This is a genomic window from Bacteroides pyogenes (genome assembly GCF_014196225.1).
GTDB classification, from domain to species: domain Bacteria; phylum Bacteroidota; class Bacteroidia; order Bacteroidales; family Bacteroidaceae; genus Bacteroides; species Bacteroides pyogenes_A.
The window spans coordinates 66,885-79,839 of sequence record NZ_JACIDI010000011.1; the positions used below are offsets into that span (position 1 = coordinate 66,885).

Sequence of the window (12,955 nt, forward strand, 5' to 3'; positions counted from 1 at the left end):
GTTTTATTTCTTTTTTTCTACACTCCAGCCGAATTTTCCTATTTTCTTTCCTAATTCGTAATAACCTCCGTGTACATAGACCAACGGGTTGGTTTCGGCCAATTCCAGCTTGCCTGTTTCCGCATTCAGGTTCCGGTCGTCGGCCCGCACGTTTACCACATCGGCAATAAACATATCGTGTGATCCGAGCGATATGATTTCCTTCACACGGCATTCGATGCTAAGAGGGGATTCTTCGATCAGCGGCGCGCTTACTACCGAACACCGTCCCGGAGTAAGTCTCATTTCTTCGAATTTACGGTAATCCTTTCCCGAGCGCACTCCGCACCAATCGGTAGCGTATACCATATCTTTAGTGGTAAGGTTGATAACGAACTCCATGTTTCTTTTTATAATTTCGTAGGAGTGCCGTTCGGGACGTACGGATATGTAGCACATGGGCGGGTTCGAACAAATAGTGCCTGTCCATGCTACAGTGATAATATTGTATTCGCTTTCTTCTTTTCCACAACTGACCAACACGGCAGGCAATGGATAAATCATCGTACCCGGTTTCCAATCTTGTTTCATTGCATTAATTTGTTTTATGGCTTTATCCTTATATTTATGGGTTCGGTTCTGTTTGCCGTTTTCAAACATGGAACATCTGCTTTCCATGAAGAAAAACATGTAAGAATTTAGATGATAACCAACTCTTCTCGTTTTTGCTCTTTCTCGCAATAGTGACATTTCACAATGCAGCTTTCTTTGTCTATCACATGAAACCGCGTTGCCATCGGTTCATTGTTCGTAATACATTTCGGATTGGCACATCTTACGATACTGCGCAATTCGTCGGGTAGCTGCACTTCCTTTTTTTCTACCACTTCGTAGTCGCGGATAATGTTCAGTTGAACACGTGGAGCCACTACTGCGATGCGGTTGATTTCATCGTCGCAAAAAAACTTGTCGGCAATCTTTATAATGCCTTTCTTGCCGAGCTTCTTGCTGTCAAGATTAAACCCGATAGTGATGTTACTTGTCATCTGTTCTACACCCAGCAGTTGTACGACGGTAAACAATTTCTCTGAAGGAATATGGTCGATTACGGTTCCGTTCTCTAAAGCGGCAACCTGTAGTTCTTGTTTCTTTTTGTTCATAACGGCATGTCTTTTTTAATGTCTTCCAATGTAATACCCAAAACATCGCACAGAATAGCTTCACGGGCATATAATCCGTTTTGTGCTTGTTGGAAATAATATGCTTTGGGGTTATCGTCCACGTCATAAGCTATCTCGTTCACACGGGGCAGAGGGTGGAGGATACGAAGGTTCGGGCGAGTGTTTCCCAGCATCTTGTTGCGAAGTATATATACGTTTTTCACTCGTTCGTATTCCATTAAATCTGTAAATCTCTCTCGTTGGACACGGGTCATATACAAAATATCCGCATCGGCGATAATCTCTTCGGTAAAATCCGTATGTTCCGTATATCTGATTTGGTGCTCTCGGCAGTATATCTTATATTCTTCCGGCATTTTCAGCTCATCCGGGGCGACAAAGTGGAAAGTCGGGTTGAAATGGCGCATGGCCATAAGCAGGGAGTGTACCGTGCGCCCGTATTTCAGGTCGCCTACCAAATAAATGTTGAGGTTTTCGAGCGTGCCCTGGGTTTTGTATATTGAGTACAAGTCGAGCATCGTCTGCGAAGGATGTTGATTGGCTCCATCACCTGCGTTGACTATGGGAACAGGGGCCACTTCACTGGCATATCGTGCTGCTCCTTCAAGATAGTGTCGCATGACAATAATATCTGCGTAGCTGCTGACCATTAAAATTGTATCTTTAAGTGTTTCTCCTTTCGAAGAGCTGGTTACTTTTGGATCTGTAAACCCGATGACACGAGCGCCCAGTCGGTTCGCTGCCGTTTCGAAACTGAGGCGGGTGCGGGTAGAAGGCTCGAAAAATAATGTAGCTACTACTTTGTCATGCAATAATTGGCGATTCGGTTTCTTTTCGAATTGTTTCGCCATTTCGAGCATGTAGAGGATTTTTTCTTTTGAATGTTCGGCAATGGTCACTAAGCTTCTGTTTTCCATTTTGTCATCTTCTTTATACATAAATAGAATTTGTTTTACCAGTGTGTAAAGGTAAAGAGAAAATATGGAAAAAGAGATACCTAACCCGCAATATTTTTATATGTTTGGCACAAATGTGTATTTGCCGGATAAGCCTGCTTGAAGTACGTGATTGCTATGAAGAAGAGCAAATAATTGATAATTCTTGCTGGCAGTATAATGGAATTTATCTACCTTTGCCTTTTTAAAATGAGAACGTTTTATTTTAAATAAAGCTTTTGAAAAAGATGATTCGAAAAATTATAAAAATATTATGGATATCATTGGCAGTTGCTTTAGTAGCTAGTGTGATCGTTTTTGTTTCTATCTCTAAAGGGTGGATAGGGTATATGCCTCCGGTTGAAGAATTGGAAAACCCCAATTATAAATTTGCCACAGAAATATTCTCTGAAGACGGCAAGGTGCTGGGTACGTGGTCGTACAGTAAGGAAAACCGAGTATATATTGCTTATGAGGCTTTGTCTCCTCATATCATCAATGCTCTTATTGCGACGGAAGATATTCGTTTCGCCGAACATTCGGGCATCGATGCAAAGGCCTTATTCCGTGCTTTTCTGAAACGTGGTTTGCTTTTTCAAAAGAATGCGGGAGGGGGCAGTACTTTGTCACAACAGCTCGCTAAACAGCTGTTTACTGAAAAGGTTGCCAAGAATACTCTTCAAAGACTTTTTCAAAAGCCGATAGAATGGGTTATTGCAGTGAAACTGGAGCGATATTATACGAAAGAAGAAATTCTAAGCATGTATTTAAATAAGTTCGACTTCTTGAACAATGCTGTTGGAATAAAAACTGCAGCGCATACCTATTTCGGTTCTGAGCCGAAAGAGTTAAAGATAGAAGAAGCGGCTATGTTGGTTGGTATGTGTAAAAATCCGTCGCTTTATAACCCGATTCGTTTTAATGAAAGGGCGAAAGGACGCCGTAACGTGGTGATAGAACAAATGCGTAAAGCCGGATATATTACTGCTGCGGAATGTGATTCTTTAAAAGCTCTTCCATTGAAATTAACTTATAATCGGGTAGATCATAAAGAAGGGTTAGCGACTTACTTTCGCGAATATCTTCGTGGCGTAATTGCCGCTAAAAAACCTGTGAAGAGCGATTATCGTAGTTGGCAAATGCAGAAATATTATGAAGATTCGCTTTCATGGGAAACAAATCCATTGTATGGTTGGTGTGAGAAAAACCATAAGAAAGACGGTTCTACATATAATATTTATACCGACGGATTGAAGATTTACACAACAATCAATTCACGTATGCAACAATATGCTGAAGAAGCGGTAAAAGAACATCTGGGCGATTATTTGCAACCGGAATTTTTCAAATCGAAAAAAGGGCGCAAGCAGGCGCCATATACGAATATGCTGACTCAAGAGGAAGTTAATAAAATATTGACACGCTCTATGAAACAAACAGACCGCTATAGGGCTATGAAAGCTGCAGGGGCCTCGGAAGCGGAGATCCGGAAAGCCTTTGATACTCCGGAGGAGATGTCTGTGTTTTCGTGGACAGGTATAAAAGATACTGTCATGACTCCAATGGATTCGATTCGCTATTACAAGCATTTCCTGCGAACCGGTTTTATGTCTATGGATCCTGTCAATGGACATGTGAAAGCGTATGTAGGTGGTCCTAATTATACTTATTTCCAATATGATATGGCTATGGTGGGACGTAGGCAAGTAGGGTCTACCGTCAAGCCCTATTTGTATACCTTAGCGATGGAGAATGGGTTTTCACCATGTGACCAAGCACGTCATGTAGAGCAAACATTAATTGATGAAAATGGAAGACCATGGTCACCGCGAAATACCAATCATAAGCGTTACGGAGAAATGGTTTCATTGAAATGGGGATTAGCGAATTCTGACAACTGGATATCTGCTTACCTGATGAGTAAGCTGAATCCATATGCTTTAGTTCGCCTGCTTCATGCTTTCGGGGTGCGCAATAAAGACATCCAGCCAACAGTTTCCCTTTGTCTGGGACCGTGTGAGATATCCGTGGGAGAAATGGTAAGTGCATATACAGCTTTTGCGAATAAAGGAATTCGTGTAGAACCTTTGTTTGTCACGAGAATTGAAGATAGTGATGGAAACTTGCTTTCTACTTTCAATCCACAAATGGAAGAAGTGGTTAGCGCTACGAGCGTGTATAAAATGTTGGTGATGCTTCGGGCTGTTATCAATGAAGGTACGGGTGGAAGGGTACGTCGCTATGGAATAACTGCCGATATGGGAGGTAAAACCGGAACAACCAATCGCAACGCAGACGGATGGTTTATGGGATTTACTCCGAATCTGGTATCCGGCTGTTGGGTAGGAGGTGAAGAACGGGACATTCATTTCGACACGATGACTTATGGTCAAGGGGCTTCGTTGGCATTGCCTGTTTGGTCTAAATATATGAAGAAAGTATTCGATGACCCTTCTTTAGGCTACAGTCAGCAAGAGCGTTTTAAGCTTCCCGAAGGTTTTGATCCGTGTGCCGGATCGGAAACCTCAATGGATGATATCATCGAGGATGTCGGATTGGATGATTTATTTAATTAGACATGAAAAAATGTGTAGTTTGTATAGGAAGTAATTATAACCGAAAGGAGAGTTTAGCATTTGCAAGACGCAAGTTGATGGAGTTGTTCTCTCCTGTGTGTTTTTCTGTCGAACAAGAGACACTTCCTGTCAACATCAAGAACCGATCATTGTTTTCGAATCAAGTTGCTGTTTTTTTTTCGGAGTTGAAAGAGGAAGAGGTAAAAGTAGAACTGAGAAAAATAGAGGAAGCTGCTGGTCGTAGTTTTGAAAATAATAAAAAAGGGATTATCGTTTTAGATATAGATCTACTCTTATTTCATCATCGGATTTTGAAACCGGAAGATATGAAAAGAGAATATATTCTGAAAGGAATAGAGGAAATTATGAATTCAGAAACTTACCGGATGTTATGACTTTTTTAGGAATTATACCTGCACGCTATGCATCTACGCGTTTTCCCGCCAAGCCATTGGCGATGTTGGGCGGGAAAATGGTTATCCAACGGGTGTATGAGCAAGTAAAAGATATATTGGATGACGTTTATGTAGCAACGGACGATGAGCGCATTGAGACTGCCGTGAAATCTTTCGGGGGGAAAGTTATAATGACCTCCATCCATCATAAAAGTGGAACGGATCGCTGTTATGAAGCTGCCACTAAGATAGAAGGTGATTTTGATATTATTTTCAATATACAGGGAGATGAACCTTTCATTCAGCCGTCACAAATAAATACTCTGAAAAATTGTTTTATGGAGGATCTTACCACTCAGATAGCCACATTGGTGAAACCATTCACCGCAAACGATTCATATGCGGCATTAGAAAATGTAAATTCTCCCAAAGTGGTAATCAATAAAAATAGAGAGGCTCTTTATTTTAGCCGGTCTATCATTCCTTATCAGCGAAATACCTGTCATGAAGAATGGTTGGAAAAACATGTTTATTATAAGCATATCGGATTATATGCTTTTCATAAAGATATACTCAAAGAGCTGGTAAGCATACCACAATCGGCATTGGAAATGGCAGAATTATTGGAGCAGCTTCGATGGCTGGAAAACGGATATCGCATTAAAGTTGGAATCAGCGAGGTAGAAACGATTGGTATCGATACACCGCAAGATTTAGAATATGCGGAGTCTTTTTTGAAGAATTGGCAATAAGCAATTCATAGAATTGTGAATATGTAATAAAACCACAAATCGCTCCATAAATATAATGAAATAGAAAACTGCATCTGGTATTTCTTTCAAAAGAAGCGGATAACATGGTGTGTAATCATACGATAGGTACGCTGAATAAAATCTCCGGGAAATCGAATAATTGGTAAAATAATATGCAAAGAGACATTAAAAGAGGTCGCTGCTGGTAAAAAGTTGTCATAAAAGTGGCTGCAGTTGGGGCTTTTTTATGGAGAATTGTATCTTTGTCAAGATTGTATTTAATGATTAATGGGTAATTTTTATGAGAAAAAAACTATATACTACGCTTTTTTTGATTCTTTTTGCTCAAACAGGAGTCGTGGCTCAAAATAAAAGTCATGGCGGAGTTTTTGAGAAATTAAGAAATATATTCTCCACAGAATTAAAAATAGGAAACTATACTTTCAAAGATGGCAGTATCTATACTGGTGAAATAAAAGGACGTAAACCGAATGGCAAGGGCAAGACGGTTTTTAAAAACGGAGACATGTACGAGGGGGAATATATAAAGGGAAAAAGAGAAGGGTATGGTGTTTATACCTTTTCCGATGGAGAGAAATATGAAGGACAATGGTATGAGGACCAACAGCATGGAAAAGGCATTTATTATTTTATGAATAATAATCGTTATGAAGGTATGTGGTATCAGGACTTTCAGCAGGGAGCAGGAACGATGTATTATCATAATGGGGATAAATATGTAGGAAATTGGATAAAAGACAAGCGTGAAGGTGAAGGAACTTACACATGGGTAAGTGGTGCGAATTATTCAGGCCGTTGGAAGAATGATAAGAAGAACGGCGAAGGAACGATGGAATGGGATGATGGATGTAAATATACCGGTGAATGGAAAGACGATGTGCGTCACGGAAAAGGAGTGTTTGAATATGTTAACGGTGACAAATATGAAGGAGATTGGGCAGAAGATATTCAACATGGAAAAGGATTATATTATTTCCACAGTGGTGATCGCTACGAAGGCTCATACCTTTTAGGAAAGCGTACTGGTCAGGGGACTTATTACCATATGAATGGTGACAAATATATTGGCGAGTTTAAAGATGGCATGCAGGATGGTAAAGGAAAGTTTTTATGGACAAATGGTGCTGTCTATGAGGGTGACTGGAAGAGTAATAAGCGCGAAGGTAAAGGAACTTATACATGGAGCAACGGAGATATATACGAAGGGGATTGGAAGAACAATCGTCCAAACGGTCAAGGAGCTTTAAAAACTGTAGTAGGTATGAGTTATAAGGGAGGTTTTTTAGACGGCTTGGAAGATGGACAAGGTGTACAAATAGATAAAGATGGTAATCGGTATGAGGGTTTCTTTAAACAAGGAAAAAAGGACGGCCCTTTCGTGGAAACGGATAAGGACGGGAAAGTAATCCGGAAAGGTAGATATAAAAATGGAAGGTTGTCTCAGTAATGTCCTACCTGATCCCTATTTCGCAGTATGAAGAATGAATGTAGTTGCTCCTATGGTAACAATGGCTCCATCGTTGATTCGAATACGATCTTTATCTTTTAAAAGTTCATTCGTTAAAAAAGTACCTGTCAAGCTGGGAGCATCTCTTAACGTATAAATAAGCTTGTCTTGCTTATTGCGTTTCACATTAATGATGCAGTGCCGTCTATCCATACTCATATCTCCGCTTTCAATAGGAGTGTTGATTACGGTTCCTATGCAACGACGGCCGATTACATTGTCCCCTTCCTGTAAAGGAAGTATTTGTTTAAATCCGAAAACGTTTTCAATTACTGTAATATATCCGAACTCCTCTTTTTGTGCTTCAGCTTCTTTTTTCAAGTTTTCCTCTTTACGCAGAGCTTTTACTTTGCTTTTTCCAATCCGGATACTGAACTGTTTGCCGCAGTGCTCGCATAGAAATACGAGCGATTGGCCTTCGCTATATTTTGTTTCATCGAAATAGAGATAATTTTCGCACTTAGGACACAGAACTCGTTTCATTTTTAAAATAGAGTTTTTATTTTACTAATAACCACGCGTTGTGATAAGCTTCATTTTTTCTCAATTCCAATAATTGCTCAGTTGCTTCTTCACGATTATTGAAAGAGTGGATGCTTACACGCACTTTTCCGTCTTCATTCAACACTCTTGCTTGCGTGAAACCTTTTATCCTTAAGTTGTCGGCTACAGCTTCGGCATCTTTTAAACTGATTCCTCCTATGACAATGAGATGAAACGGGGCATTTAATATAGGTTGTACTTCAACTGTAGAGTTTGTTTCCGGTTTGTTTTTCTTTATGTCTTTCGTTGTTACCGATTCATCCGTAATATGAGCTTTCTTCTGAGAAGCTGAAGTTGCATTGGCAAGATGAGCCATTACAGAATTCACATGAACAGGAGTTACTGCCACAGACTGTTTTTCTATTTGCTGAAAGAGTTCTCCGGACAATAACTGCGCGTAATTTGTTTGCCTGATTCGTGTGTTCTCTACAGGGGTTGAAAAAGCAAAAAACATGGCGATGGTAGCAATCATTGCGATAGCATTACGCAAAAACGCACGATTGATTCTAATCTCATATGTTTTTCCTTTCTCTGTTGTGTCGGCTGGAAGCTGCGCACTCTCTTTCGCTTTTAAAGCTGCAAGTTGCAGAATCTCGAAAGTATCAAGTCCATATAAAGAAGGAGTTGCTACTTTAAAAATATAAGGTTTGAACTCATAATCGCCACGAAGATTATAAAAGATTTCACCGATATTGTCTAAATATATCTTTCCTTCATCATGCAATGTGTGAATAAGTTGGTTTACTTCCTTATCTACCATTCGTGCAGCATCGGCAAAGCTTGTATCACGGGCAGCCATATATGATTGTATCAGAACTCCATCGTTCAGTCTCAGTTGAGGATTAAACCCAATACTGCGAACAGGAGGTAAGAAAAGGTTCTCTTTCTTGATATATTTGGCCGAATCATAGTGTGTCACGAACCCACCAAAACCGGGAACAATAACGCAATCATTTTCCAGTAATAACGCTTCTATATGTTGTGCCAACTTTATCATGAGTGCAAAATTAAAAGATTAATTCAATATATCCCAAAAAACTATGAAAATTATCACTACTTTTGTACTGTTTTTAATTACTACCACTGACAATGAAATATATACAGACAGAGATAAACGGTTTGTGGCTTATAGAGCCTATGATACTTTCCGATGAACGGGGGTATTTTATGGAATCTTTTAAGAAGGAAGAATTTGAGTCTAATATAGGTTTAGTAGACTTTATACAAGAGAATGAGTCGCAATCATCTTTTGGAGTAATACGTGGTTTACATTATCAAAAGGGAGAGTTTAGTCAAGCCAAATTAGTGCGTGTCATTAAAGGGGAAGTATGGGATGTGGCTGTTGATCTGCGACGTTCGTCTCCCACCTTTGGGAAATATGTCAGTATGCTGCTTAGTGAGAAAAACAAAAGACAGTTTTTCATTCCGCGTGGCTTTGCACACGGTTTTGCAGTGTTAAGTGAAGATGCAATTCTTATATACAAAGTAGATAATAAATACGCTCCTCATTCTGAAACGACCATTATGTATAACGATCAAACTCTGAAGATCGACTGGCCACTTTCGGAATCACAAATAATTTTGTCGTCAAAAGATAAGCAAGGTATAGCTTTTAAGGAAGCTGCTTTTTTTGAATATTCCATCAAGACACAGATAATATGAAAATTGCAATCGTAGGTACAGGATATGTAGGATTGGTAACTGGCACATGTTTTGCAGAAATCGGTGTAAACGTTGTTTGCGTGGACACTGATAAGAAAAAGATAGAAATGCTGAAAAAGGGGATGATTCCTATTTATGAGAACGGACTCGAAGAGTTGGTGCTTCGTAATGTGAAAGCGGGAAGATTGAGCTTTACCACTTCTTTGTCCAATTGCCTGGATGATGTTGAGGTGGTCTTTAGTGCTGTGGGTACACCACCTGATGAAGACGGAAGTGCAGATCTGAGTTATGTATTGGAAGTGGCGCGAACCATCGGATGCTATATGAAGTCTTACAAATTGATTGTCACCAAAAGTACTGTTCCGGTAGGGACAGCTCGTAAAGTTCGTGAAGCAATTCAAGCAGAATTAGATAAAAGAGGTGTTGATATTGAATTTGATGTTGCTTCCAATCCGGAATTTTTGAAAGAAGGAAATGCCATTAATGATTTTATGAGTCCGGATCGTGTAGTCGTCGGTGTCGAATCAGAGCGTGCCAAAAAAGTTATGTCTAAACTCTATAAGCCATTCCTGCTGAATAACTTCCGGGTGATTTTTATGGATATTCCATCTGCGGAAATGACTAAGTATGCTGCGAACTCCATGTTGGCAACTCGTATCAGTTTTATGAACGATATTGCCAATTTGTGCGAATTGGTGGGAGCAGATGTCAATATGGTACGTAGCGGAATAGGCTCGGATACGCGCATCGGCCGTAAGTTTTTGTATCCGGGTGTCGGATATGGCGGATCGTGTTTTCCAAAAGATGTGAAAGCATTGATCAAAACAGCAGAGCAGAATGGATACACTATGCGTGTGCTTCATGCTGTAGAGGAAGTGAACAACCGACAAAAAAGTATATTGTTTGATAAACTTTTACGGCAGTTCAATGGCGACTTGAAAGGTAAAACAATTGCTCTTTGGGGGCTTTCGTTTAAACCGGAGACAGACGATATGCGCGAGGCTCCGGCACTTGTTTTAATTGACAGGCTTTTAGAAGAGGGATGCTGCATTAGGGTGTACGACCCTGCTGCAATGGAAGAATGCAAACGACGGATAGGAGATGTCGTCTATTATGCCAATGATATGTATGATGCTGTGTTGGATGCGGATGCTTTATTGCTGATTACCGAGTGGAAAGAATTTCGTCTGCCGTCATGGGCGGTTATCAAAAAAACGATGTCTCGTCTGCTGGTGTTGGATGGGCGTAATATTTATGATAAAAAAGAGATGGAGGAACTTGGATTTACTTATTCCTGTATTGGAAAATAAGATAAATAGTGTATCTTTATAGAAAAATTAGACGAATGACTAAATATCTCACAATATTTTTATTATTACTCTCAATTACATCTTGCAAAAGAGGTAAACGCGTTCAACCTGTCGAACATCCGGAAGATATGAGGGCCAAAGAGCTTCTGCAGGGAATCTGGTTGGATGATGAAACAGATACTCCGTTGATGTATATTAAAGGAGATACGATTTATTACGCAGACTCTCAAAGCGCTCCGATTGCTTTTAAAATCATACGCGATACTCTTTATACTTATGGTAGCGATACGACTTATTATAAAATCGACAGGCAAGCGGAACACATATTTTGGTTCCATTCGATAGCTGACAATGTGGTAAAGCTACACAAATCGGACGATGTAAACGACTCGTTGTCATTTGTCCATAAAAAAGTAGTGATACCTACTTATACCGAAGTTACAAAGAGAGATAGCGTGGTGACTTACGATGGGGTGCGTTACCGGGCGTATGTTTATATCAATCCTTCTACGCATAAAGTTATCAAAACCACCTATTCGGAAGAAGGTATCAGTATGGAGAATATATATTACGACAACATAATGCACATTTGTGTATACGAAGGCAAGAAAAGTTTGTTTGCCAGTGATATTACGAAACAAATGTTTGAAAAAGTTGTGCCGGCGGATTTCTTGAGTCAGAGTATTTTATCTGATATCAAATTTATCAAAGTAAACCGGAACGGTTTTCATTATCAAGCGATATTGTCTATTCCCGAAAGTTCTATTTATTCTCTGGCCCATTTAATCGTTACTTTTGACGGAACATTCGATATTGTTCCGGCTAAATAATTTCTCTGTTTTTTATTACTTTTTATCGGAAGAGACCTGATTGTTCCTTTTTCCGTTCGGCCTTTTCCCTTTGGCTCTCTTTTTCGAAGCATGGTTGTTTCGTCTTGACCGCGGCTTATATTCGGGAGCTTCACCTAATTCTTCGGGAAGAGGTATTTTATAAATGTCCCTGCCGAGGAAGTTTTCGATATATTTAAAATTCGACTGCTCTTTTTCGCTGATAAATGTGATGGCAACTCCATCGTTGTTGGCACGTGCCGTACGTCCGATCCGATGCACATAATCCTCGCTGTCATGAGGAACGTCGAAGTTGATAACCAGACGAATGTCATCTATATCGATACCTCGTGCCACGATATCCGTTGCTATTAAAATATTGACTCTTCCTGCTTTAAAATCCCGCATTACGGCTTCCCGCTGAGCCTGCTCCAAGTCTGAATGCATTTCCCCTACATTCAGTTTTATCATCTTCAGTGCCTTTGTTACTTCTTTCACTTTTATCTTCGAAGAAGCGAAGATAATGACACGTTCCGGAACCTCGTCGGTGAAGAGTGTACGTATGATTCCTAACTTTTGATTCTCGTAACATACATAAGCCGCTTGGATGATTTTGTCCGCCGGTTTCGAAACCGCCAGTTTTATTTCAGCGGGATCACGTAAAATGGTTTTGGCCAATTGCTGAATCTTTGCGGGCATCGTTGCTGAAAACATAATGGTTTGCCGCTCTTTCGGGAGGAACTTCACGATTTGCATAATGTCTTCATAAAATCCCATGTCGAGCATCCGGTCTGCTTCATCCAATATGAAATATGAGACTTTTGACAGATCGACATAACCTAAGTTTAAATGGGCAATCAGTCGTCCGGGAGTGGCGATAACTACATCTGCTCCTAATGTTAATCCTTTCTTTTGCTGTTCGAAAAGTATTCCGTCATTTCCACCGTATACCGCAACGCTCGATATCGGCATGAAGTACGAAAAGCCTTCCATCTGCTGGTCGATTTGTTGCGCGAGTTCCCGTGTCGGCGACATGACTATGCAGTTTATCGCATCTTCCGGATGCTTTCCTTCAGATAATTTATTTAGTATGGGCAGTAGAAATGCGGCTGTTTTACCGGTGCCGGTTTGGGCTACTGCTATCAGATCTTTCCCTTGAAGGATTAATGGAATAGCTTGTTCTTGAATGGGAGTACATTGGTCAAACCTCATCGCATCGAGTGCTTCGAGAACGTTATCATTCAGCTGTAGTTCGGAAAACTTCATT

General features: G+C 40.2%; 13 protein-coding genes. 7 read left to right on the forward strand and 6 right to left on the reverse strand.

The features are described 5' to 3' along the window. Positions 1-3 precede the first annotated feature (3 nt). The 3 genes from GGR07_RS08815 to pyrB all read right to left on the reverse strand — a co-directional run bounded on the left by GGR07_RS08815 (position 4) and on the right by pyrB (position 2,077). Complete coding sequence (locus tag GGR07_RS08815) at positions 4-570, reverse strand: flavin reductase family protein (RefSeq protein ID WP_034542995.1); 567 nt, start codon at positions 568-570, stop codon at positions 4-6. A gap of 107 nt (positions 571-677) precedes the next feature. Next, a complete protein-coding gene (pyrI, locus tag GGR07_RS08820) occupies positions 678-1,139 on the reverse strand; it encodes an aspartate carbamoyltransferase regulatory subunit (protein ID WP_034542989.1) in 462 nt (153 codons plus the stop codon). Next, positions 1,136-2,077 carry an aspartate carbamoyltransferase gene (gene pyrB, locus GGR07_RS08825; protein ID WP_034542996.1) on the reverse strand — a complete coding sequence of 314 codons (942 nt, stop codon included), beginning with the start codon at positions 2,075-2,077 and terminating at the stop codon, positions 1,136-1,138. The genes pyrI and pyrB overlap by 4 nt, the downstream gene beginning before the upstream one ends. Positions 2,078-2,343: 266 nt before the next feature. Between pyrB and GGR07_RS08830 the strand changes: the two genes are divergently transcribed. From GGR07_RS08830 to GGR07_RS08845, 4 genes are all read left to right on the forward strand, one after another. After that, positions 2,344-4,671 (forward strand): transglycosylase domain-containing protein, encoded by a 2,328-nt coding sequence (locus tag GGR07_RS08830; protein ID WP_021644736.1) that lies wholly within the window; start codon positions 2,344-2,346, stop codon positions 4,669-4,671. Between the two features lie 2 nt (positions 4,672-4,673). Then, complete coding sequence (locus GGR07_RS08835) at positions 4,674-5,066, forward strand: 2-amino-4-hydroxy-6-hydroxymethyldihydropteridine diphosphokinase (protein WP_021644737.1); 393 nt, start codon at positions 4,674-4,676, stop codon at positions 5,064-5,066. Continuing rightward, entirely contained in the window at positions 5,063-5,818 is a 756-nt protein-coding gene (gene kdsB, locus GGR07_RS08840; protein WP_021644738.1) for a 3-deoxy-manno-octulosonate cytidylyltransferase, read from the forward strand. The genes GGR07_RS08835 and kdsB overlap by 4 nt, the downstream gene beginning before the upstream one ends. Before the next feature lie 301 nt (positions 5,819-6,119). After that, on the forward strand, positions 6,120-7,286 hold the full coding sequence (locus tag GGR07_RS08845; RefSeq protein WP_021644739.1) for an MORN repeat-containing protein: 1,167 nt from the start codon (positions 6,120-6,122) through the stop codon (positions 7,284-7,286). Between the two features lie 15 nt (positions 7,287-7,301). On the opposite strand, the gene GGR07_RS08850 is transcribed toward GGR07_RS08845, so the two are convergent. Both GGR07_RS08850 and GGR07_RS08855 read right to left on the reverse strand, forming a co-directional pair. Continuing rightward, on the reverse strand, positions 7,302-7,829 hold the full coding sequence (locus GGR07_RS08850; RefSeq protein WP_021644740.1) for an FHA domain-containing protein: 528 nt from the start codon (positions 7,827-7,829) through the stop codon (positions 7,302-7,304). A 16-nt stretch (positions 7,830-7,845) separates the two neighbouring features. After that, positions 7,846-8,886, reverse strand: a complete 1,041-nt coding sequence (locus GGR07_RS08855) for an HU domain-containing protein (RefSeq protein ID WP_021644741.1) — start codon at positions 8,884-8,886, stop codon at positions 7,846-7,848. A gap of 92 nt (positions 8,887-8,978) precedes the next feature. On the opposite strand from GGR07_RS08855, the gene rfbC reads away from it, so the two are divergent. Genes rfbC through GGR07_RS08870 form a run of 3 tightly spaced genes read left to right on the forward strand, consistent with a single transcriptional unit; the run spans position 8,979 to position 11,691 of the window. After that, complete coding sequence (gene rfbC, locus GGR07_RS08860) at positions 8,979-9,551, forward strand: dTDP-4-dehydrorhamnose 3,5-epimerase (protein ID WP_021644742.1); 573 nt, start codon at positions 8,979-8,981, stop codon at positions 9,549-9,551. Continuing rightward, complete coding sequence (locus GGR07_RS08865) at positions 9,548-10,861, forward strand: UDP-glucose dehydrogenase family protein (RefSeq protein WP_021644743.1); 1,314 nt, start codon at positions 9,548-9,550, stop codon at positions 10,859-10,861. Before rfbC ends, GGR07_RS08865 begins: the two co-directional genes overlap by 4 nt. A gap of 35 nt (positions 10,862-10,896) precedes the next feature. Further along, complete coding sequence (locus tag GGR07_RS08870) at positions 10,897-11,691, forward strand: DUF4738 domain-containing protein (protein ID WP_021644744.1); 795 nt, start codon at positions 10,897-10,899, stop codon at positions 11,689-11,691. Positions 11,692-11,706: 15 nt separating this feature from the next. Here GGR07_RS08870 and GGR07_RS08875 read toward each other — a convergent pair whose 3' ends face one another. Continuing rightward, positions 11,707-12,954: a DEAD/DEAH box helicase gene (locus tag GGR07_RS08875; protein WP_021644745.1), complete on the reverse strand. Its 1,248-nt coding sequence runs from the start codon at positions 12,952-12,954 to the stop codon at positions 11,707-11,709. Position 12,955: the final 1 nt, after the last annotated feature.

Excerpts from the sequence above, each read along its gene's own strand:
- GGR07_RS08815 (WP_034542995.1), bottom strand. The coding sequence starts at position 570 with ATGAAACAAGATTGGAAACCGGGTACGATGATTTATCCATTGCCTGCC.
- pyrI (WP_034542989.1), bottom strand. The coding sequence starts at position 1,139 with ATGAACAAAAAGAAACAAGAACTACAGGTTGCCGCTTTAGAGAACGGA.
- pyrB (WP_034542996.1), bottom strand. The coding sequence starts at position 2,077 with ATGGAAAACAGAAGCTTAGTGACCATTGCCGAACATTCAAAAGAAAAA.
- GGR07_RS08830 (WP_021644736.1), top strand. The coding sequence starts at position 2,344 with ATGATTCGAAAAATTATAAAAATATTATGGATATCATTGGCAGTTGCT.
- GGR07_RS08835 (WP_021644737.1), top strand. The coding sequence starts at position 4,674 with ATGAAAAAATGTGTAGTTTGTATAGGAAGTAATTATAACCGAAAGGAG.
- kdsB (WP_021644738.1), top strand. The coding sequence starts at position 5,063 with ATGACTTTTTTAGGAATTATACCTGCACGCTATGCATCTACGCGTTTT.
- GGR07_RS08845 (WP_021644739.1), top strand. The coding sequence starts at position 6,120 with ATGAGAAAAAAACTATATACTACGCTTTTTTTGATTCTTTTTGCTCAA.
- GGR07_RS08850 (WP_021644740.1), bottom strand. The coding sequence starts at position 7,829 with ATGAAACGAGTTCTGTGTCCTAAGTGCGAAAATTATCTCTATTTCGAT.
- GGR07_RS08855 (WP_021644741.1), bottom strand. The coding sequence starts at position 8,886 with ATGATAAAGTTGGCACAACATATAGAAGCGTTATTACTGGAAAATGAT.
- rfbC (WP_021644742.1), top strand. The coding sequence starts at position 8,979 with ATGAAATATATACAGACAGAGATAAACGGTTTGTGGCTTATAGAGCCT.
- GGR07_RS08865 (WP_021644743.1), top strand. The coding sequence starts at position 9,548 with ATGAAAATTGCAATCGTAGGTACAGGATATGTAGGATTGGTAACTGGC.
- GGR07_RS08870 (WP_021644744.1), top strand. The coding sequence starts at position 10,897 with ATGACTAAATATCTCACAATATTTTTATTATTACTCTCAATTACATCT.
- GGR07_RS08875 (WP_021644745.1), bottom strand. The coding sequence starts at position 12,954 with ATGAAGTTTTCCGAACTACAGCTGAATGATAACGTTCTCGAAGCACTC.